The organism is Microbacterium protaetiae, from assembly GCF_004135285.1.
Classification (GTDB): domain Bacteria; phylum Actinomycetota; class Actinomycetes; order Actinomycetales; family Microbacteriaceae; genus Microbacterium; species Microbacterium protaetiae.
On sequence record NZ_CP035494.1, the window covers coordinates 1,738,281 to 1,758,771 of the forward strand.

Below are 20,491 nucleotides of genomic sequence, written 5' to 3' on the forward strand. Positions count from 1 at the left end.
CGAGGTCGTTGCGCCCCCGGTCGTCACGCCCCCTGTCGTTGCGCTCCCGGTTGTCGCGCTCCCGGTTGTTGAGCGCCCGGTTGTTGAGCGAGCGCAGCGACAGGTCAGTAGACGGGTAACTCGTCGATGAGCCGCCGCGCAGAGTCGAGCATCGCCCGAGCATATTTCTGCGCCTGCGCTGTCTCGGTGGCAGAGGCCACCGGCTGATCAATCGCCGGGTACTCGCTCGTGTTCCGTAGACGCCGCATCCAAGCGAATCGACGGAACACATCGCCGAGAACGTTCCCGAATTGCGCCATCACCGCGTCGTACACCGCGATATGTCCACCCGACGAGGTGGGACGCAGTCCTTGTGTAATGAGGAGCGATGCGAGGGCCTTGCGGGCGGCGTCATAGGCCAGCTGGAACGATCCGACGGGGGTCGTCATCAACGCCGCGCTCAGAGAGCGAGAGATGAGCCTGGGCCTGCTCGATGTACGTATGCGCGAGTGAAAGGTTGGGTGGGACTCGTTGCAGATTTTGGTCGCGGAGCAGTTGTTCGACCACTTCGCGACCCTCTTCCCAGCGGGTGATCATTTGTCCTCCTCTGCGAGCGGCAACTGCACGAGCGGCCGCTCCTTCAGATGTTTGAGGAACACGTCATCGGCGTGTTCCCAAGCCTGGCGCGTGACAGCCCGCGCATTGACCTCGCGATGCAACCGTCGGCGTGCTTCTTCGGCGGCTGCATCCAATTGGTCGAGGTCAATATCATCGCCGATGGCGAGGACATCGATGTCGTGCGGATCGCGGCCAGGCTCTCCGGCGAGCCTGGCCGCCCACGAACCATAGATGTACGCGGATGTCAGCCCCCTGACATCCTTGAGCACCTTCGGAAGCACCGCGAGTGGTCCGTACGAATACGTGAGAATGTCTGCCATCGCAGCGAACAGTGGGTGTGCGGTGTTTATCTGCACGTACTTGTTGCGTCCCGACGTGCGGGAGGTCACATACCCGGCGTCCTCCAAGCGTGCGATCTCGCGCGACACAGTGGGAAGAGTCGCGTCCGCTCGTCGCGCGAGTTCCGTGCCGGTTCGCTCGACCCCGGGGTTCAGGTAGAGGTCTGCGAGCAGACGTCCCTGGGTGTCCGACCGAAGGATTGGGGCCAGCAAAGGAACGGACGCTTTCATAAAAGCGATGTTGTCTTGCGCTTATTGCAAGAACAAGGCCTCGTGGGGTCATCAGAACGACGTCCACCGCGTTTCGTCTCGGTCGAGCGCAGCGAGTCGAAACGACGAATGGATGCCGCGCCCCGTCGCCTCACTTGCCCGTCGGCACGACCACGACCTCGGCCGCGATGCCTGGTGCCCGCGCGATGCGGGCGTCCGTCGTGAGAAGAGTGGCATCCAGTACCTCGGCGAGTGCCACGTACACGGCGTCGTACGCCGACAGATTGGCGCGCAGTTGCCAGGCGCGGGGAAGCAATGGGGTGGGGTCGTGCAGGTCGACGCCGGCGGCAGCCAGGTCGGCGATCGCGGCGGCACCACGATCTGCGCTCATGTGGTGCCTGAGCGTGAGTCCGCGCAGGGCAGACACCACCTCGACACCGATCGGGGCGGGCGCATGGATCGAGACATCTGGATCCGCGATGCGTTCGGCGACGAACCGGGCGCCACTCCGGCCCAACAGCCACTCGACTGCTGCCGAGGCATCCAGCACGATCATCGTGTCGAGCGCGCCGCGGTCACCAGTTCGACCGAAGAAGGACCATCGGAGACGGACTCGCGAGACGCGACGAGATCGATCAACTCTGCGCGCGTGGGCCGATCGAGGGAGCGCCGAAGCTCGGCCAAAGCGAGCTCTGACAGTGACACGCCCTCCATCGCTGCGCGCGCCTTGAGGCGTCGGTGCACCTCATCGGGCACGTTGCGAATCTGGATCATTGTCATGTGGTCAGTATAGTTTCATGCGCCGCACATGCGCGGTTGAAGCGTGAGAGCGTGCTGGTCTGTTGAGTGGTGCACCCTGTCGAGCGCTCCTGCGTGCCCGGTCGTCGAGCGAGTGCAGCGAACCGACACGGGCTGCGCTCTCGTGCGGGCGCGCTCTGTCCTGATTGTGCGGGTCGTGTGTCGTGACGGGTTACCCGGTTCGCGGTGTGGCTGGTTCGCGCTGTCTTGCCAGTCGTTGCCGCAGTCGGTTTTGTGCGCGGTGGAGTGATCCGGTGGTGGGGTGCCATGTGCGGGTGGGGTCGAGGTTGCGGGGTGCGCGGATTTCGGGGATGCCGTTGATGATGCGGATTTCCCATCCGCTGGTGTCGATGGTGCGGTGGTGCCACCAGCACAGGGGGACGCCGTTGTCGGTGTGGGTGGGTCCGCCGTGGGCGTGGGGTGTGACGTGGTGGATTTCGCACCAGGTGGCGGGCATGTGGCATCCGGGGATCACGCATTCCCCGTCGCGGGCGATGATGGCCCGGCGTTGCTGGGTGGTGAAGGTGCGGTTGGGGGTGCCGAGTTGGATGATGCGGCCGTTGTCGGTGACGATCATGTGTTGGGTGCCGGCGTTGCAGGCGGTGTGGCGGGCGACGAAGGCGGGGACGGTGCAGTTTGTTCCGTTGATGAATGCGACCCCGTTGTCACGGTTCAGGTCGTCGGCGTTGATGGTGACGATGACGGCCGGTGGGGCGCCGCCGATGGTGGGGGTTTCGGCGGAGCGGGCGGCGACGTGCAGGATGGTGGCGAACACGTCGTGCATCTTCTGCGCCCGCGTGCGCGGATCCCGCGGTTGGTCGTCCCCGGCGTCGGCACTGTCGGTATCGGCACTGTCGGTGTCGGCACTGTCGGCGTTCTCACAGAACGCGACCGCCTCGCCTCGGGTGTGGTCGTGGACGCGTGGGTTGGTGTGTGCGTCGTAGAGCAGCCGGAACTGTTCATACACCTCGGTGAGGATGTTGCCGTTGACGGGGACGAGCCCGCCGTTTTCGTGTCCGAAGTGCAGGCCCCGGTTGCGGGCGGCGTGTTGGTCTTTGGGGAGGGTGCCGTCGGGGTCCAGGACCAGTTCCCATACCTTGGCTTGCAGGCGGGTGTCATCGGCGGTGCAGGGTGGCGCCCCGTCGGGGCCGGTGCCGGTCGCGGCGGTGACAAGTTCGGTTTCGGCGGCGGCCAGCTGTGCGGGGTGGCACCGGTCGGTGATCGGGCCGAGCACCCCGATGATCGCCGCGATGCTGTCGACCCCGATGACACCTGAGGTCAGGGCTGCTGCCACGGCGGGGAACGGGGCGGGCAGGCTCTGCCCGGTCAGGGTGGCCCGGGTGGTGGTTGCCCGGGCGTAGCGTGCTCGGGCGCGGGCGGTGACCGCAGAGACCCCGGTGACCCGGCACAGCAGGTCGACCGCGTTGATGCACCCGTTGCGTGCACAGAGACGCTGCTCGCCCAGTTCGCTGCGCGACCGGTCATCGACCTGCCCGGCAGCGGCGATCCGCAACGCGTCGATCCGGCGGCCCAGCGACTCGACCACCCGCGCCAGAGCAAGCAGCTCGTCGTCACCCAGAGCGCGTACCCGGTCATCGTCGAGCGTGTCGTGCACGGCATCGCTGAGCTGCTCGTCGAGACGGTTCAGCGTCTCCAACAGGTCATCCGGTGCCGTGGTCATACCCCCATCATGGTCGCCACCACCGACACTCACGCCCGACGTTCCCCAGGTCAGCCATTGTTTCTGTGGATAACCACCCACGCACCCCGCCTGGGGAGGAAACGACGTCACTCGCCCTCACCAGAGGGAGGGCTGTGATGGGCACGTCGGGCAAGACGTGCGTTTCGACTCGGTCGCTTCGCTCCCTCGCTCAACGACCGAGACGGGGTGCGCCCGCGCTCAACGACCGGGATGGGTTGCTTGCGCGCCCGCGCTCAGCGGCCGGGACGGGTCGCTTGCGCTTCCTTGTTCACCGACCGAGACAATGCGCGCTCCTTCAACGACCGAGACGCGCGTTTCGACTCGGTCGCTGCGCTCCCTCGCTCAACGACCGAGACAGTGCGCACGCTCGCACGCTCAACGACCGCAGCGCGCCCGCGTTCAACGACCGCTGCGCGCCCGCGTTCAACGACCGCTGCGCGCCCGCGTTCAACGACCGCTGCGCGCCCGCGCGTCAGATCCGCAGCGCCCCGCGCGTCAGATCAGCGACAGCTCGCGCAGCTTCGCCTCGACGTCGGCGTTGCTCGGCTCGACCTGGTGCGAGGCATCCGGATACAGAACAACCGGAATGTTCATGCGCCCCGAGATCTCCTTGGCCACGTCGGCGGCCGAGGGGTCGGCGACGAGGTCGATGTATTCGTAGTCGACACCGAGCTCGTCGAGCTGCTTCTTCGTGCGGCGGCAGTCGCCGCACCAGGCGGCGCCGAACATCTTGATGGGGGTGGTCGTCATGCTTCCATTCTCCCCGATTCCGCCTGGGCCGGCGCTGTGCGCAAACCCTCGCGCAAACCCTCGCGCAACCCCCCGCGCAAACCCCCGCGCAGACCCCCGACGCCCTCGATCACCGCCGCCAATTGTGCCGCGAACCGCGCGTCGGCGTTCCCCGACGCCGCGCGTCGCCCCGATGCCGCGACGCGCGGGTGGGATGCCGCATCCACTCGCTCGTCTCGCAGCGCAAGGGCATAGCGCGCGTCGGCCGCCTGCAGGCGCTCCTGCTCTTCGATGCAGGTTCCGATCGTGAACGCCGTGACGATCGCAAAGGCGTCGGTGGCGGCATCCACGGTGAAGCCCTGCTGCTCCATCCATGCGAGGTCTGCCTCTTGATCGCGCAGCACACTCGCGTCGGTCAGGTAGGTGCCGCTGAAGGCCCGTGCGCCATCGCGATGGGCCAGAAGTCCGCGCCGCGCGATCGTGGCGTACGAGGTCAGCGCATCGCGCCAGTCAGAGCGCTCGCCCGACCCGGCGGCGGCGGCGATCTCGGTCCACACGCGCGTGCCCATCTCGTCGAGCAGAGTCTTCTTGTCGCGCACGTGCCAGTACAGCGCCGGTGCCTTCACGTCGAGCCGCTGGGCGACGGCGCGCAGGGTGAGTCCGTCCATGCCGGCCTCGTCGAGCACGGCCAGCGCCGCCTCGACGATCGCGTCTCGTGTGATGCCCTTCGCCATGCTTGACACTTTAACGGTGTTAAGGGATCATGGCCGCATTGCTTAACGATGTTAAGGGGAGAGTCATGAAGGCAGCGATCATCCACGGCGCCGGTGCGGCGCCGCGCTACGGCGACTTCGCCGACCCCGAACCCGCCGACGGCGAGAGCGAGGTGCGCATGCTCGCCGCCGGCATCCATCCGGTCGTGCGCAGTCTCGCCGCGGGCGCGCACTATGGCAGCGAGGGTGCATATCCGCTCGTGCCCGGTGTCGACGGAGTGGCGATGGATGCCGCGGGCACAGCGCGATACGTCGGCTGGATCCGTGTGCCCTGGGGCACGCTTGCCGAGCGGGCGGCGTCGCGAATGGGCCTGCCGGTACCCGACGGTGCCGACCCGATCGTGGTGGCCGGGGCGATGAACCCCGGGCTGAGCTCGTGGCTGCCCCTCGTGGCACGCACGCGCGAGGTACCGGCGCTGGGCACCGTGCTCATCGTGGGCGCGACCGGTGTCGCCGGCCGCATCGCCGTGCAGAACGCTCGTGCCCTGGGCGCCGACCGCGTGATCGGGTTGGGACGTGACCGCGCCCGCCTTGCCGAGGTCGCCGCGCTCGGTGCCACCCCGGTCGCCCTCGACGAGGGGGCGGATGCCGTGGCCCGGTCGCTCGACGGAGTGGCGCCGACCCTCATCCTCGACTACGTGTGGGGCGCCGCCGCCGAGACGGTGTGGGACGCCCTGGCGGTGCGCGGCCTCGGCGACGACGACGCCGACATCGTCCATGTGCAGATCGGCACGTCGGGCCGGGCTCGTGCCGCACTGCCCGGTGCGCTGCTGCGCAGCCGCAACCTCGTGGTGCGCGGCGCCGGTGCGGGATCGACCCCGGTCGCCGAGATCATGGCCCAGCTGCCCGCTTTCATGGCGCGCATCGCCGCCGGCGAGGTCACGGCACCGGTGCGCGCCTTCGGCCTGTCGCAGGTGGCGGATGCCTGGGCCTACACGGGCCCGGATCGTGCCGTCGTCGTGCCCGACTGACGAGCGCCGGCGCCTGTGCCGCACCGGGTCGAGTACCCTCGGAATCGTCCGAGCGAATCTCGACCTGGGGGCGATTCCGCATGACGCGCAGCACCAACGTGCCTGCATATCCGGCCGACGGCTCCGTCCAGTTTCGGCCGGCGCCCGCGCGTGTGACCCCCGCGCTGCCCCCCGACGCGCACGGCGCGGTCATCATCCCCGCACACGACGAGTCGGCGGTGATAGCGCGCACGCTGACCGCGCTGGCTCCGCTGACGTCCCTTCCCGGCATCGAGATCATCGTCGTGTGCAACGGCTGCAGCGACGACACCGCAGACATCGCCCGCCGATTCGCGGGAGTGCAGGTGGCCGAGACAGGCATCGGGTCGAAGACGGCGGCCATGAACCTCGGCGACGAGCTGGCCACCGCGTGGCCGCGGCTGTATCTCGACGCCGACATCGAGATCGAGCCGCAGACGGTGCTGGCCGTCTTCGACGCCCTGGCCGAGCCCGGCGTTCTCGCCGCCCGTGCCCGCTACGTGTACGACGCGATCGGGGCGAGCATCCCGGTGCGCTCGTACTACCGCGCGCGCAGCCGCATCCCCGCCCCGCCGAAACGGCAGTGGGGCGCCGGCGGGTACGCGACCAACGAAGAGGGGCATCGCCGTTTCGGCCGCTTCGACGACGTCACCGCCGACGACTCGTGGTTCGACGAGCAGTTCGACGACGAGACCAAGCGGGTCGTCGCCGCCCCGCCCATGCGCGTGCGCACGCCGCGCAACCTCGCGGGTCTGCTGGCCGTGCTCACGCGCCAGCGTCGCGGCTACCTCGAGCTCGGCATCTCGTCAGAGGCATCGTCGCGCGGCCGCGCGCTGCTCTCATCGATCCGCGGTGTGCGCAGCGCCATGGATGTCGGCTGGTATACGCTTCTCACCGTCGCGTCGCGTCGCCGCGCAGATGGCATTCTGCGACAGGGCGAACGTGACTGGGAACGCGACGCTTCCAGCCGCACGGGTACAGGGGACACTCGATGACTGCTCTTTCTGCAACGGATCAGACCGACAACGACTGCATCGTGGTGGGAGCGGGGCCGGTCGGTCTCGCCTTCGCGATGGAGGCGGCCGAGGCCGGCAGCAGGGTGCTGCTGGTGGATGCCGGTGACCGCGATTCGGCGAAGAACCCGGTCGCCCCCTTCCCGGGGCAGCGCACCGAGCTGGCCGACCCGGCGCGGCACGCGCCGCTCGAGCTGACCACGCGCCGCGGGCTCGGCGGAACCTCGCGGTTGTGGGGCGGGCGCTGCGTGGCCTTCGAACCCATCGACTTCGAGAAGCGCGATTATGTGCCCGGCAGCGAATGGCCGATCTCGATCGGCGATGTCACGCCGTGGTACGAGCCGGCCGCACGCCTCCTCGACTGTGGCGCCGCGGTTTTCCGGTCGGATGCCGCAGACTGGCCGGGGCTCGGCGAGTTCGAGATGTCGAACCTCGAGCGGTGGGCCCGGCAACCGCGTCTGGCGCCGGGTCTGGGCGCGCGCGTGCTCGCGCATCCGCGGGTGACGGCGTTGTTCGACGCCCGGCTGGTGGATCTGGATCTGGGCGCCGACGGGTCGATAGCGTCGCTGGTGGTCGAGCACGACGGCGTGCGGCTGCGACTGCACGCCGGCGACTACGTGCTGGCCATGGGCGGGCTGGAGATCACCCGATTCCTGCTCGACGTGCAGCAGCGGCATCCCGATTCCTTCGGCGGCACCGACGGGGCGCTCGGCCGCAACTACATGGGCCACGCGACCGGCAGCATCGCCGACATCGTGCTCGACGACCCGGCGCGGGCGGCCGACCTCGACTTCGTGCGCGACGAGCACGACACCTATATCCGCCGCCGGTTCACCCTCACCGAAGAAGCGCAGCGCCGGCACCGAGTGCTCAACACGAGCTTCTATCTCGACAATCCGCCGTTCTACGAATACGAGCACCGCAACGCGACGCTGTCGGCGGTCTTTCTCGGGCTCGCGATCCCGCCGGTGGGCCGCAGCATCCTGGCCGAAGGCATCCGGCTGCGGCATGTCGGACCCCGCCCGTACCATGTGGGAAAACACATCGCGAACATCGTGCGCCGCCCGTTCCGGGCCGCCGCCGACGTCTTCGACATCATCCGGCGTCGCTACCTCTCGCACGTGCGCAAGCCCGGATTCATCCTGCGCAACGACGGCGGACGCTACGCGATCCACTACCACGCCGAGCAGCTGCCCAACCCCGACAGCCGGCTCACGATGCGCACCGAATCCGACGGCACGGCGGTGCTCGATGTCGACTACCGCTACCTCGAAGCCGACATCGATTCGCTGCTGCGCTGCCATGAGCTGCTCGACGCCGAACTGCGCGCGGCCGGGCTCGGGCGCATCGAGTACCTCGCCGACGACGCCGAGGGCGTGCGGGCGATGGCATGGGAGCAGGCCACCGACGGCTTCCACAGCATCGGCACGACCCGAATGAGCGAGAACCCCGCCGAGGGCGTGGTCGACCGCGACCTGCGCGTGCACGGCACGCGCAACCTGTTCCTCGCCTCCAGCAGCGTCTTTCCGACCTCGGCCGAAGCGAACCCGACGTTCTTCGCCGCAGTGCTCGCGGTGCGCCTCGCGCACCATCTGGCTGAGACCCGTGCCGCGCAGACGCAAAGGGCCGACGAGACCGCCGGGTGAGCCGAACTCTTGCTCAGCGGCTGCTATGCGGTCGCCCATAGTCGAGATCTCGCCCAGGATGGCGTGCGACGATGGAGGTCCGTTCTTCCTTCGAAAAGCGAGTCCATGCAGCTGTCCATCATCGTTCCGACATACAACGAGGCGCCCAATGTGGCCGAACTCGTTCGTCGGGTGGCCGATGCGGTACGCGGAATGGACGCCGAGGTCATTTTCGTCGACGACAGCACGGATGCCACGCCCGACGTGATCGCCGAGGTCGCGGCATCCAGCACCCTGCCGGTGCGCCTGATCCATCGCGACGAGGCCGTCGGCGGTCTGGGTGGCGCTGTCGTGGAGGGGATGAAGGCCGCGGCCTGCGATATCTGCATCGTCATGGACGGCGACCTGCAGCATCCGCCCGAAGAGATCCCCGCCCTGTTCGGACGCTTCGGGGTTGAAGACGCTGATGTGGTCGTGGCATCCCGTTACATGGAGCGCGGGTCGGCGAAGGGCCTGGCCGACCGCACCCGGGTGTGGGTCTCGAAGCTGTCGACCCTGCTCACCCGGGCGATGTTCCCGATTCGATTGCGCGGGATCTCTGACCCGATGACCGGGTTCTTCCTCGTCGACCGCACGCGCATCGACCTCGCGGGGCTGCGTCCGCGTGGGTTCAAGATCCTGCTCGAGATTCTCGCGCGCAAGAGCCTGCGCGTGGTCGAGATCCCGTTCCAGTTCGCCGATCGGTTCGCCGGTGAATCGAAGGCCTCGGTGCGCCAGGGCATCAATTTCCTCGTACAGCTGACCGGGCTGCGGTTCGGCAAGATGTCACTGTTTGCCGCGATCGGCGCGCTGGGCGCCGTGCTGAACCTCGTGATCATGTGGGCGCTGATCCAGCTGGGCATGAACTACATTCCGGCTGCCATCATCGGTGCCGAGGTCACGATCATCGGCAACTTCGTGCTGCAGGAGCGCTTCGTCTTTCAAGACATGACCGGTGAGGCATCCGGTGTCTGGTCACGGTTCGCGAAGTCGTTCACCTTCAACAACGTCGAGGCCATCGTGCGCATCCCGGTGATAGCGCTGCTGGTGAACACGTGGCACATCTCGAGCGTGATCGCGGCGGGAATCACCCTCGCGGTGGCGTTCGTGGTGCGGTTCATGTTCCACTCGCTGATCGTCTACGCGCCGCGCCCGGCGGCGTCGCGCTCGGCGGCGTCGCGCTCGGTCGCTCGCGAAATCGTCGACGAGCTCGACACCCAGGCCATGTCGCCGGGGGAGCTCTAGTCACCGGTCGTTGAGCGAGCGCAGCGAGTCGAAACGCGTCGCCTTCCCGCTCGTTGAGCGAGCGCAGCGAGTCGAAACGCACACGAATGTCGCGCTACTCAGACGACTTCCACCCTGGCGCCGACCACGTCATAGGTGCGCACGGCGCGGCGGTCGCGGCTGATCAGCGACGCGCCCGCCTCGTGTGCCGCGGCTGCGACGAGTGCGTCGAAGACCGATCCCCCGGTGATCCTGCTGACAGCCAGAAGCGCGAACAGTTTTTCGGCTCCGTCGGGGGAGAGCTGGTGGCTGTCGGGAAAATTCCGGGCGATCACCGCGTGGGCGCTCGACGGTGACAGCCGCAGCGGGGGCGGCAGCCGGGTGAGAACCGAGAACGTCTCGAAGATTGCGTGACCGGCCAGGCCGAGGCGTGATCCCCTGACGCGCTCGGTCACCGCTGCGTGACCTTCGTGGTCGCGCACGATGAGGGCGATCGCGGCACTGGTGTCGAGGAGGAGCGCGTGATCAGCGCTGCTGGAGGCCATGTCGCAGCTCGCGCACGTCGTCGTCGGTGATCGCTGTTCCGCTGGTTCCGATCGTCCAGAGACCGTCTTCGTCCTGTTCAAGGGGCGCGTCTGCGTCGGGTATCTCGATCTGGATCGCGTTCCCGACGACGTGGACATCGACCGGCCCCACCGTGAGCCCGATCGCATCACGCAGCTCTTTCGGGATGACGATGCGGCCCGCTCGATCGATGGTAGTGTGCATGGTATTCAAGCTACCAGATGAATACCATCACGGTCGACGACCCGCCTTCCCGCTCGTTGAGCGAGCAAAGCGAGCCGAAACGCGTCGCCTTCCCGCCCGTTGAGCGAGCAGAGCGAGTCGAAACGCGCCACGTTCCCGTTCGTTGAGCGAGCGCAGCGAGTCGAAACGCGCCACGTTCCCGTTCGTTGAGCGAGCGGAGCGAGTCGAAACGACCCACCCCGAGGCTGGATAAGCTGACCCGGTGAGCGAGCGCGTGGGGATCATCGGGGGCGGAATCGTCGGCGTGGCTTTGGCGCGCGCCCTCGCTCAGCGTGGCGATGAGGTCACCGTGCTCGAGAAGGAACCGCGGCTGGCCGCCCATCAGACGGGGCACAATTCCGGGGTGGTCCATGCCGGCCTCTACTACGCGCCGGGGTCGCTCAAGGCGACGCTGTGCGCCGCCGGACGCGTGCGCATCAGGGAGTTCTGCCAGCAGAAGGGCCTGCCCTATCGCGAGGTCGGCAAGCTCGTCGTCGCAGTCGACGAGAACGAACTCGGTGCGCTTGCCGAGATCGAACGCCGCTCGCGCGAGAACGGCGTGCCCGATTTGGAGCGCATCGACGATGTCGCCCGCCTGCGCGAGATCGAGCCGCACGTCGCCGGTGTCGCTGCGGTGCACTCGCCGCACACCGCGGTCGTCGACTATGCGTCGATCACCGAGGCGATGGCGCAAGACGTCCGCGCCGCCGAGGGGACGATCCTGCTGGGCAGCGAGGTGACGGCGATGCGCACCGAGGGTGAGCAGGTGCGGGTGGTCACTCCGGTCTCAGAGCACGTCTTCGACCGCGTCATCGTGTGCGCGGGGCTGCACTCCGATGTCGTGGCGCGGTTCGTCGGTGCCGATCCATCGCCCAAGATCCTGCCGTTCCGCGGCGAGTACTGGGCGCTGCGTCCCAGCCGTGTGGATCTCGTGCGCGGCATGATCTATCCGGTCCCCGACCCGCGCTTTCCCTTCCTGGGCGTGCACTTCACCCGCGGCGTCTACGACGACGTGCACGTCGGGCCCAACGCCGTGCCGGCTCTCGCCCGCGAGGGATACAGCTGGCTGCGCTGGTCGGCGAAGGACACCTGGGAGTCGCTCCGTTGGCCGGGCGCGTGGCCGCTCGCCCGGCAGCACTGGCGCATGGGCGCCGACGAGATCAGCGCCTCGCTGCTCAAGCCGCGGTACTTTCACAAAGCGCGCAGGTTCGTGCCAGAACTGCGGATGTCGGATCTCCAACGCACCTCGTCGGCCGGCGTGCGCGCCCAGGCGTGGGGCCGTGGCGGCGAGCTGCTCGACGATTTCGCGGTGGATCAGGTCGGGCGCGTCACCCTCGTGCGCAACGCGCCGTCGCCGGCGGCGACCAGCTCACTGGCGATCGCCGACTACCTGATCGAGCACTACCTGAGCCCACCCGCTCGTTGAGCGAGCCGAAGGCGAGTCGAAACGCACTGCGCAGCCCCGGTCGTTGAGCGAGCCGAAGGCGAGTCGAAACGCACTGCGCAGCCCCGGTCGTTGAGCGAGCCGAAGGCGAGTCGAAACGACGTCGTCTTCAGCGCGATGCGTGCAGCAGGCGCGGTGGTGGCCCCTCGAGCCGTGCCACTGCGATCTTCACATCGACGACTTCGCTGCGGACTGCGGCGATCTCTGCTTCGACGCGCTCGAACCGGGCATCCACCCTGTCGAATCGGGTGTCTACCTGCGCGGCGAACTTGTCGAACCGTGCGTCGATCTTGTCGAACCGTGCGTCGGTCTGCTTGTCCTGTCGCGACAACAACCCTGCGACGCCGCCGAGGAACGTGACGGCGGCGACAAAGATCGCCACAATCACGCTGATCACATCCGGAGTCACGGTCACGCCTCCATTCTCGCGCCGCCCGGCGACGTTGTCATCAACCGTACGCATGCCACGCACGCCCGCGCGCACCGGGTGTCGAAAATGTGGAGAAGAGGGCGTCGAGCCCGATTGTGGAGGAATCGCGGGGCCGGCCTGTCAGTCGACGAGGGTCAGCGTCTCCCCGTCTTCGCGGTAGCGCTCGCCGGTGTCGGGGCACACCCAGTCGTCGCCGTCTTGAGTGAGCGGTCGCCCTGCGCGCCCGACCCATCCGATGCGCCGTGCCGGCACGCCCACGACCAGCGCGTGAGCCGGAACATCCTTCGTCACAACGGCACCGGCGGCCACCAGGGCCCAAGCGCCGATCGTCACCGGCGCCACGCACACGGCGCGAGCACCGATGGATGCCCCGTCTTCGACGATCACCGCCACCTCAGTCCAGTCCTCGGTCGACTTGGGCGACCCGTCAAGGTTCGCCGCGCGCGGAAACTCGTCGTTGGTGAGCACGGCCGCCGGGCCGATGAACACGCCGTTGCCGAGCCGGGCCGGTTCATATACGAGTGCGTAATTCTGCAGCTTGCAACTATCGCCGATCACGACGTCCGGCCCGACGTACGCGCCGCGCCCGATGTTGCATCCCGTTCCGATTCGCGCGCCTTCGCGTACCTGTGCCAGGTGCCAGATCCGCGTGTTCTCGCCGATCTCGGCGCGCTCATCGACGTCTGCAGTGGCTTGGATCGTGGCCGAATCGGCGATGGTCATGGGTGCCTCCGGTCGGGAACAGTGCCCTCAGCATAGAGAACGGATGACGCACATCGCGATCAAGTGCGAGGTGCCTCATTTGTAAGTGAGCGTGAGAGTTGTGTTGGTGCCTCACGTGTTGTGAGCGCGAGGCTCGCGGTTTCATTTTGTTGTTTGCAGTCGACGGATCGACGGTTCCAAGGATGCCAGGTCCAGGCCGCGTGCGGTGGCGAGGGCCTCTGTCTTCTCTTTGGCGAGTTCGATCAGTCTCAGCTGGATGTGGTTGATCTGCCGGGTCAGGTCTGCGGGGTTGACGCCTGCGATCCGGCCGGCGGTAGCCGCGGCCTGCGTCGTGGTGAGGACCCCGGAATCCAGTACGCGCTGCCATGGCGTCTTCGGTGTGTCGTAGAGCCGTTTACGGCGTCCACCGGCGGTAGTGGCGTACCCGGTGGGTTTCTTCGTCGGGGTGAAGAAATTCAACCGCAGCGACACGAGTCGCCATAACTCGCCCAGCGCGGCCAGCTCTTCGGGAGTGTCATAGCGCCAGTAGAACGCGTGCTTGCGGACGACGTGGTTGTTCTTGGATTCGACGGTGGCCTGGTCGTTCTTCCGGTACGGGCGCGAGCGGGTCTGCGCGATGTCTCGCTCCTGCAGCCAGTTAGCAACATCGTGGTTGATGAACTCGGACCCGTTGTCGGAATCGAACACGCGCAGCGGGAACGGGAACATGCCCTGCAGCTCACCGACGGCCTGCACGATCCATTTGGACGCGTTGTTGCGGATCGACGTGTTCTCGGTCCACCCGGTGACCATGTCGGTCATCGTCAACGTCCGACAGAACTCGCCGATAAGGGTCGGGCCGCAGTGCGCGACCGTGTCCGCCTCGATCACGCCCGGTTCAGTCGGCGGCTTGTCGCCGGCCTTGGACAGACTGATCGAGTTGCGCAGCACGGCTGGAGGCGGGGTCGTGGTGGCCATGCCCCGCAGCTGCATCCGCTCCCGCGCCGGGGTCAGGTACCGGTCGATGGTGGCCGGGCTCATCGCCTCAAGCTCTGCGAGAGTCGCGGTGCTCGCGAACGGCTTGTCAAGGTCGCCGGCCGCCCGAAGCAGCGGCAGCCAGATCGGCAGCATCACGACCATGTATTTCCCGCACGGGCAGCCCATCAAAGCCCACACATGCTCCAGCAGCAGCCTCGATTCGTCGCTGAACCCCTTCGGCCGCAGCCGGCGCCGATCGATCTGCTCGGCCGGGTCGGGCAGCGCCGGGCCAGTCAGCATCCGCCGGGCCGTGGACCTGCCCATCCCGGTCGTAGCCATCACCTCATCCAGAATCCGCCCCCGATCCCGTTTGGACGCCCTCTGATACGCAGTACGCAGCTTGTTCGTGACCTGACGCCTCGCGGCCATAGCAATCTTGCCTTCCACACGGGCAAGCTTCGCGCTCAAAGAACCTGAGGCACCAGCACCAACCACACGCTCAAAGAACCTGAGGCACGTCGAAGTGATGACGAAGTCGCCGCCCCGGGCTATACTCCCGAACGGGGAGACCCGAGAATCCTCGCACATGGGGTATCAAAGCGATGGCTCGCGGGTCTTGAATATTGGGGAACGTGGCGCACGTGCGGTGCGGCGTTCTCCGGGTTGGGAACTGGGGAACATGGGGAGCACTGGGGCTGGGCGTACCTGGACGCATCGGCGTGGTTGGCGCGCGCTCGTACTGACGGCGGTGCTCGCCACCGTCTCCGGCGGACTCGTCGCGATCGACGCTGTGCAACCTGAGCCTGCCGCCGCGGCCGGCAGTTCATGCGGCGCCGACGTAAACCCGATCGTCTGCGAGAACGAGAAGCCCGGCACCGATCCGGATGTGTGGGACATCGATGGTGCCGGCGATACGAGCATCCAAGGATTCTCGACCGACATCAGTGTCAACGCCGGCAGCACGATCGACTTCAAGATCGACACGGACGCCTCGGCTTACACGATCGACATCTATCGGACGGGTTGGTATCAGGGCGATGGTGCACGCTTCATTCAGTCCATCCCTGTGACCGCCACGCTTCCCCAGATTCAGCCCGAGTGCATCTCGGATGTGACCACGGAGCTCTACGACTGCGGCACCTGGGGTGTCTCCGCATCCTGGGACGTTCCATCCGACGCGGTATCGGGTGTCTACTTCGCGCTCCTTCGCCGGACTGACACCGGAGGGGAGAGCCAGATCGTCTTCGTCGTCCGCAACGACGGCAACCACTCCGACATCGTCTTCCAGACGTCGGACTCCACATGGCAGGCGTACAACCCCTACGGCGGGTCCGACTTCTATCAGGGTGCTGCCAACGGCCGTGCCTACAAGATCAGTTACAACAGGCCGATCGTCACCCGGGGCACGATCGAAAAGCGAAGCTTCTATTTCAGCTCTGAGTTCGCGACCGTGAAGTTCCTCGAGCGCAACGGCTACGACGTCAGCTACATGGCTGCGGTCGACGTCGACCGCTACGGCTCGCAATTGCTTAACCACGAGGTGTACCTCTCGGTCGGCCACGACGAGTACTGGTCCGCAGCGCAGCGGCAGAACGTCGAAGATGCGCGGGATGCCGGAGTCAATCTGCAATTCCTCTCGGGCAATGAGATGTATTGGCACACCCGTTACGAGGCGTCGGTCGACGGGTCCGATACCCCTTACCGAACGCTTGTCTCCTACAAAGAGACATGGGGTAACTCAGCGAACCGGGACGGCGGAAAGATCGACTCCTCGACGACCGAGTGGACCGGCACCTGGCGTGATCCACGATTCGCCGACGCCTCCGAAGGGGGAACTCTGCCCGAGAACGCGCTCACGGGCACGATGTACATGGTCAACGATGACGACCTCGCTGTGACAGTGAGCGCCGCGGAAGGCAAACTCCGGCTTTGGCGTGACACCAGCCTGGCAGATCTCGCGGCAGGGACGAGCGCCGAACTGGCCCCACACACCATTGGGTATGAGTCCGACGAAGATGTCGACAATGGGTTCAGACCTGCGGGCCTGATCCATCTGTCCACCACGGTCGGGCCGACGCCACAATATCTGCAGGACTATGGGAACGTCGCCACGGATGGGACGACCGAACATCATTTGACGATGTATCGCGCCGCAAGCGGGGCTCTGGTTTTCTCTGCGGGCAGCGTGGGCTGGGCGTGGGGCCTCGCCGATGATTTCGACGGTTCGGACTCGCCGCCCGACCCTCGTATGCAGCAGGCCCAGGTGAATTTGTTCGCCGATATGGGGGTTCAACCGCAGACACTCATGAGCGGTCTGGTGCAGACGACGGAGAGTACCGATACGACCGCCCCGACAACGGTGATCGCAAGCCCGACGTCGGGGGCATCCATCCCGAACGGAACGTCCGTGACGGTCACCGGAACCGCATCGGACACCCAGGGAGTGGTGGCGGGTGTCGAGATCTCGACCGATGGCGGCACCAGCTGGCACCCGGCAACGGGTACCTCCACCTGGACGTACACGTACATCCAGCAGGGCTCCGGATCCGCCAACATTATGGCTCGGGGAATCGACGACAGTGGGAACTTCTCGTCAGCGGGCACCTCCGTGACGGTGTCCGTCGGTGGTCCGTACAGTGCATTCGGTGACGCCACGCCGCCCACGGCCAGCGCCGACGACCCGGCTGCGGTGGAACTCGGAGTTCAGTTCACGCCGACCTCCGACGGTTATGTGACTGGCGTGCGTTTCTACAAGGGCGAGGCCAACACAGGAACGCACGTGGGCTCGTTGTGGGATTCCACGGGGCAGCGTCTGGGCTCGGTGACCTTCACCGACGAGACGTCGTCCGGTTGGCAGCAGGCTCTCTTCTCGAGCCCGATCGAGGTGGTGGCGGGACAAAAATATACGGTTTCCTACACCGCTCCCAACGGCGGTTATGCAGCCCAGACCCTCTATTGGCCATACGATGCTCGCGAGAGCAGTCCCGTGTCCGTCGCTTCCGGTGTCGGTTCGGCCGCACCCGGAGTGTTCGCAGCACCCGGTGAGTTCCCCACCTCGACGTGGCACGAGACGAACTACTACGTCGATGTCCTCTTCGACACAATCGACAACTCGCCGTTGCGCATCCTGTCGACCACTCCCGTCGAAGGGTCTTCGAGCAATCCGGTTGACGGGCCCGTATCGGTCGTCTTCTCGCGCGACGTCGATCGGGCCGCTCTATCCTTCGTCGTCACGAACTCCGACGGTTCTGTCGTGGACGGTGCCGTCACGTACGACAGTGACACGCGCACCGCGACCTTTACTCCGGCATCTTCTCTCAACACATCGGCGACCTACACCGTCTCGGTCACGGCGAAGGATGCGAACGGGGTGGGACTCGCCGATGGCACGCACACGTGGAAGATCAGTACCGCGGCTGCTGTGCTGCCGGACGGAACATGCCCGTGCTCGCTCTTCACGGATCTCCGAAGGCCGGACATCGCGTCGGCGGCAGACACCGATGCGGTGACGCTCGGCGTCAAATTCTCAAGCGCAGAAGCGGGAACGATCACGGCGCTTCGCTTCTACAAAGGCGCCGGCAACGGAGGCTCGCATACTGGAACGCTCTGGAGCGACTCAGGAAATGCGCTCGCCACCGTCACCTTTGACGATGAATCCACCGTGGGGTGGCAAACCGCCACCCTGTCGACTCCGGTATCGATCTCGGCGGGCAAAACGTACGTGGTCTCATACACTGCCCCGTACGGTGGGTACGCGGTGAGCTCGGGTATCTTCTCGACGGCGTATTCGCGAGGCCCCCTCACAGTGCCGGTCAACGGGGGGGTTTACACGTACGCGGGAGGGTTCCCCAGCCAATCGTCGACGACGGAATACGCGGTCGATGTGGTCTTCGAGCCTTTGGCCACGGGCCCTGCGGTCGTGAAGGTCTCACCTGTTGCGGGCGACGCAGGCGTTGAGACGGATGCCGCGGTGACCGTGACCTTCGATGCCAAGGTCACCGCAGCTACCCTGGCGCTCTCGAGTGGCGGTGCGGCCATTCCGGGCACGGTCGCGCTGTCGGCGGACGGCCTCACAGCCACGTTCACACCTTCGAATGCGCTCCCGACCGCTGCCACGATCACCGCCGCGCTGTCGGGCGTCACCGGGGCCAACGGCGGTGTGGGAGCTGACAAGTCATGGTCGTTCGCCACCATCGGAGCCTCAGGTGACACCGTCGTGACGATGTTCGACGGACCGCCGTCGGCCAGCGCCGTCACAGCGACCGATGACCCTGACTCTGTGATCCTCGGCATGTCCTTCACGACCTCGGTGCAGGGCCAGGTGCGTGCTCTGCGGTTCTACAAGTCGGCGGGGAACACCGGTACTCACATCGGCTGGCTCTGGGGGTCGGGATCCACCCCCCTCGCGACGGTGACATTCACGAACGAGAGTGACACCGGCTGGCAGCGGGCGAGCTTGAGCACTCCTGTCGATCTGGTTCCGGGCCAGACCTATACCGTTTCGTACCTGGCGCCAAACGGCAATTACACCTACCAGTCGGGAGCGTTCGCAGACCCCGTGACCAGTGGGCCTCTGACCGCGGTGTCGCCGAACAATGGAACGTTCGTGTACGGGTCGTCGGGGCGTCCGACCTCGTCCTGGAACTCGACGAACTACTTCGTCGATGTCGAGTTCACGGCATCTGTGGATGGTGTGGTCGACACGCTGTTCAACGGAGTGACACCGTCCGTAACGGCGGAGGCAGACTCCGACGCCATCGAGGTGGGAACGGCGTTCACTGTCTCAGAGGCCGGCGAAGTGCAAGCGATTCGGTTCTACAAGGGCTCCGGCAACACCGGCACGCATGTCGGCACCCTCTGGACGGCAGACGGCGTGAAGCTCGCCACGGTGACGTTCGACGCCGAGAGTGACTCCGGTTGGCAGAGGGCTGCGTTGGCGAGTCCGGTCGCGGTGTCACCGGGGCAGACGTATGTGGTCTCCTATTTCGCTCCGAACGGGCACTACGCCGCACAGAGTAAATACTTCGCCACCGAACGGACGAGCGGGCGTCTGACCGGCATCGCGACCCAGAACGGGCGGTACCTGTATGGCGGTTCGGGGGGCTTCCCGACGGACTCGTTCCAGGCCACGGCATACTTCGTCGACGTGGAAGTCCTGTTCTCCGATCAGGGTGCGGGCTCAGGTTCGACATCGTCCCCCTCACCGTCTCCGAGTGCCGACCCGGCACCATCCCCGAGCCCTGACCCGACCGAGAGCCCCGATCCGTCGGACGACACCGGATCAACGGATACGTCGGGGACGACGGAACCGACGGACACCTCTCCTGAGGTGTACTACAGCGTCACCGCGCACGCCCCCGATGCCGGGAATGACGTCGCGCCGACGACCACGGTGACGACGACATTCGCCAGTGATCCGGGGACGGCAAACGTGTCGGTGTCCAGCGGGACCACTCCGGTGGCGGGAACGACCGTCTATGATTCTGATTCGAAGACCGTCACGTTCACACCGACCGAGCCCCTCGCGTGGAGCACGGCCTACGACGTCACCATCACAGTGGATGATGCGACCGTCTCGGACGGCACCTGGTCGTTCACAACGGCCGATGCTCCTGCCGTCGAGACCGCGCAGACGATCTTCGGCGACTCCTTGCCCGCCAACGCGTGGTGGGATGACCCCGACGCCGTGCAGGTGGCGACGCGCTTCACCGTGGACGCCGGAGGTGAGGCGACGGGCGTGCGCTTCTACAAGGGCAGCGCCAACACGGGGCAGCACACGGGTTACCTCTGGAACGCCGACGGCACACAACTCGCCGAGATCCAGTTCACGGGCGAGACGGCCGACGGCTGGCAGACGGCTCAGTTCGCCGAGCCCGTCGAGCTCGAGCCTGATGTCGAGTACCGCGTCGGTCTCTACAGCACCACCGGGCGCTATGCCGTCGACATCGGCACTCTCGCCAAGGAGACGACCGTGGGCCCGTTCACGATTCCTGCCAGCGGCAGTGCGTGGATCTATTCAACAGACTTCCCTTCCAATGTTTCGACGAACAACTACTGGGTGGACGTGTTGTACACGCCTGCCGAGTAGAAGCCTCGGTGCGCCGTCGGGGGAGG

General features: G+C 66.5%; 18 protein-coding genes. 6 read left to right on the forward strand and 12 right to left on the reverse strand.

Annotated features, from left to right (window positions below):
* Positions 1–104: 104 nt before the first annotated feature.
* From ET475_RS08040 to ET475_RS08070, 7 genes are all read right to left on the reverse strand, one after another.
* Positions 105–428, reverse strand: a complete 324-nt coding sequence (locus ET475_RS08040) for a HEPN domain-containing protein (protein WP_129388350.1) — start codon at positions 426–428, stop codon at positions 105–107.
* Positions 429–572: 144 nt separating this feature from the next.
* Positions 573–1,166, reverse strand: coding sequence for a winged helix-turn-helix domain-containing protein (locus ET475_RS08045; protein ID WP_129388353.1), 594 nt, complete (start codon positions 1,164–1,166; stop codon positions 573–575).
* A gap of 130 nt (positions 1,167–1,296) precedes the next feature.
* Complete coding sequence (locus ET475_RS08050) at positions 1,297–1,701, reverse strand: type II toxin-antitoxin system VapC family toxin (protein ID WP_129388356.1); 405 nt, start codon at positions 1,699–1,701, stop codon at positions 1,297–1,299.
* The gene (locus ET475_RS08055) at positions 1,698–1,925 is read right to left on the reverse strand and encodes a FitA-like ribbon-helix-helix domain-containing protein (RefSeq protein WP_129388359.1); all 228 of its coding nucleotides are present in this window, start codon (positions 1,923–1,925) and stop codon (positions 1,698–1,700) included. Before ET475_RS08055 ends, ET475_RS08050 begins: the two co-directional genes overlap by 4 nt.
* A 190-nt stretch (positions 1,926–2,115) precedes the next feature.
* Positions 2,116–3,624, reverse strand: coding sequence for an HNH endonuclease signature motif containing protein (locus ET475_RS08060; RefSeq protein ID WP_129388362.1), 1,509 nt, complete (start codon positions 3,622–3,624; stop codon positions 2,116–2,118).
* Positions 3,625–4,140: 516 nt separating this feature from the next.
* Positions 4,141–4,395, reverse strand: a complete 255-nt coding sequence (locus tag ET475_RS08065; protein WP_129388365.1) for a glutaredoxin domain-containing protein — start codon at positions 4,393–4,395, stop codon at positions 4,141–4,143.
* Positions 4,392–5,108 carry a TetR/AcrR family transcriptional regulator C-terminal domain-containing protein gene (locus tag ET475_RS08070; protein ID WP_207205440.1) on the reverse strand — a complete coding sequence of 239 codons (717 nt, stop codon included), beginning with the start codon at positions 5,106–5,108 and terminating at the stop codon, positions 4,392–4,394. Before ET475_RS08070 ends, ET475_RS08065 begins: the two co-directional genes overlap by 4 nt.
* 65 nt (positions 5,109–5,173) lie before the next feature.
* Between ET475_RS08070 and ET475_RS08075 the strand changes: the two genes are divergently transcribed.
* The 4 genes from ET475_RS08075 to ET475_RS08090 all read left to right on the forward strand — a co-directional run bounded on the left by ET475_RS08075 (position 5,174) and on the right by ET475_RS08090 (position 10,058).
* Entirely contained in the window at positions 5,174–6,118 is a 945-nt protein-coding gene (locus ET475_RS08075; RefSeq protein WP_129388370.1) for a zinc-binding alcohol dehydrogenase family protein, read from the forward strand.
* 80 nt (positions 6,119–6,198) lie between these two features.
* Positions 6,199–7,131, forward strand: coding sequence for a glycosyltransferase (locus tag ET475_RS08080; protein ID WP_129388373.1), 933 nt, complete (start codon positions 6,199–6,201; stop codon positions 7,129–7,131).
* On the forward strand, positions 7,128–8,795 hold the full coding sequence (locus tag ET475_RS08085) for a GMC oxidoreductase (protein ID WP_129388376.1): 1,668 nt from the start codon (positions 7,128–7,130) through the stop codon (positions 8,793–8,795). The genes ET475_RS08080 and ET475_RS08085 overlap by 4 nt, the downstream gene beginning before the upstream one ends.
* Before the next feature lie 105 nt (positions 8,796–8,900).
* The gene (locus tag ET475_RS08090) at positions 8,901–10,058 is read left to right on the forward strand and encodes a glycosyltransferase (RefSeq protein WP_129388379.1); all 1,158 of its coding nucleotides are present in this window, start codon (positions 8,901–8,903) and stop codon (positions 10,056–10,058) included.
* Positions 10,059–10,156: 98 nt separating this feature from the next.
* On the opposite strand, the gene ET475_RS08095 is transcribed toward ET475_RS08090, so the two are convergent.
* Both ET475_RS08095 and ET475_RS08100 read right to left on the reverse strand, forming a co-directional pair.
* Positions 10,157–10,582 carry a PIN domain-containing protein gene (locus ET475_RS08095; RefSeq protein WP_129388382.1) on the reverse strand — a complete coding sequence of 142 codons (426 nt, stop codon included), beginning with the start codon at positions 10,580–10,582 and terminating at the stop codon, positions 10,157–10,159.
* On the reverse strand, positions 10,563–10,805 hold the full coding sequence (locus ET475_RS08100; protein ID WP_242497806.1) for an AbrB/MazE/SpoVT family DNA-binding domain-containing protein: 243 nt from the start codon (positions 10,803–10,805) through the stop codon (positions 10,563–10,565). The genes ET475_RS08095 and ET475_RS08100 overlap by 20 nt, the downstream gene beginning before the upstream one ends.
* Before the next feature lie 241 nt (positions 10,806–11,046).
* On the opposite strand from ET475_RS08100, the gene lhgO reads away from it, so the two are divergent.
* Positions 11,047–12,249, forward strand: coding sequence for an L-2-hydroxyglutarate oxidase (gene lhgO, locus ET475_RS08105; protein ID WP_129388385.1), 1,203 nt, complete (start codon positions 11,047–11,049; stop codon positions 12,247–12,249).
* A gap of 127 nt (positions 12,250–12,376) precedes the next feature.
* Here the strand turns inward: lhgO and ET475_RS08110 are convergent, their stop codons facing one another.
* The 3 genes from ET475_RS08110 to ET475_RS08120 all read right to left on the reverse strand — a co-directional run bounded on the left by ET475_RS08110 (position 12,377) and on the right by ET475_RS08120 (position 14,845).
* A complete protein-coding gene (locus tag ET475_RS08110) occupies positions 12,377–12,751 on the reverse strand; it encodes a hypothetical protein (protein WP_129388388.1) in 375 nt (124 codons plus the stop codon).
* Positions 12,752–12,817: 66 nt separating this feature from the next.
* Positions 12,818–13,420 carry an acyltransferase gene (locus tag ET475_RS08115; protein WP_129388391.1) on the reverse strand — a complete coding sequence of 201 codons (603 nt, stop codon included), beginning with the start codon at positions 13,418–13,420 and terminating at the stop codon, positions 12,818–12,820.
* Positions 13,421–13,561: 141 nt separating this feature from the next.
* A complete protein-coding gene (locus ET475_RS08120; protein ID WP_207205441.1) occupies positions 13,562–14,845 on the reverse strand; it encodes an integrase catalytic domain-containing protein in 1,284 nt (427 codons plus the stop codon).
* Between the two features lie 280 nt (positions 14,846–15,125).
* Here ET475_RS08120 and ET475_RS08125 point away from each other — a divergent pair, with 280 nt between their 5' ends.
* On the forward strand, positions 15,126–20,465 hold the full coding sequence (locus ET475_RS08125) for a DUF4082 domain-containing protein (protein ID WP_242497807.1): 5,340 nt from the start codon (positions 15,126–15,128) through the stop codon (positions 20,463–20,465).
* Positions 20,466–20,491: the final 26 nt, after the last annotated feature.

Bases quoted from the DNA above. Each gene is read 5' to 3' on its own strand.
- ET475_RS08040 (WP_129388350.1), bottom strand. From the start codon at position 428: ATGACGACCCCCGTCGGATCGTTCCAGCTGGCCTATGACGCCGCCCGC.
- ET475_RS08045 (WP_129388353.1), bottom strand. From the start codon at position 1,166: ATGAAAGCGTCCGTTCCTTTGCTGGCCCCAATCCTTCGGTCGGACACC.
- ET475_RS08050 (WP_129388356.1), bottom strand. From the start codon at position 1,701: ATGATCGTGCTGGATGCCTCGGCAGCAGTCGAGTGGCTGTTGGGCCGG.
- ET475_RS08055 (WP_129388359.1), bottom strand. From the start codon at position 1,925: ATGACAATGATCCAGATTCGCAACGTGCCCGATGAGGTGCACCGACGC.
- ET475_RS08060 (WP_129388362.1), bottom strand. From the start codon at position 3,624: ATGACCACGGCACCGGATGACCTGTTGGAGACGCTGAACCGTCTCGAC.
- ET475_RS08065 (WP_129388365.1), bottom strand. From the start codon at position 4,395: ATGACGACCACCCCCATCAAGATGTTCGGCGCCGCCTGGTGCGGCGAC.
- ET475_RS08070 (WP_207205440.1), bottom strand. From the start codon at position 5,108: ATGGCGAAGGGCATCACACGAGACGCGATCGTCGAGGCGGCGCTGGCC.
- ET475_RS08075 (WP_129388370.1), top strand. From the start codon at position 5,174: ATGAAGGCAGCGATCATCCACGGCGCCGGTGCGGCGCCGCGCTACGGC.
- ET475_RS08080 (WP_129388373.1), top strand. From the start codon at position 6,199: ATGACGCGCAGCACCAACGTGCCTGCATATCCGGCCGACGGCTCCGTC.
- ET475_RS08085 (WP_129388376.1), top strand. From the start codon at position 7,128: ATGACTGCTCTTTCTGCAACGGATCAGACCGACAACGACTGCATCGTG.
- ET475_RS08090 (WP_129388379.1), top strand. From the start codon at position 8,901: ATGCAGCTGTCCATCATCGTTCCGACATACAACGAGGCGCCCAATGTG.
- ET475_RS08095 (WP_129388382.1), bottom strand. From the start codon at position 10,582: ATGGCCTCCAGCAGCGCTGATCACGCGCTCCTCCTCGACACCAGTGCC.
- ET475_RS08100 (WP_242497806.1), bottom strand. From the start codon at position 10,805: ATGCACACTACCATCGATCGAGCGGGCCGCATCGTCATCCCGAAAGAG.
- ET475_RS08115 (WP_129388391.1), bottom strand. From the start codon at position 13,420: ATGACCATCGCCGATTCGGCCACGATCCAAGCCACTGCAGACGTCGAT.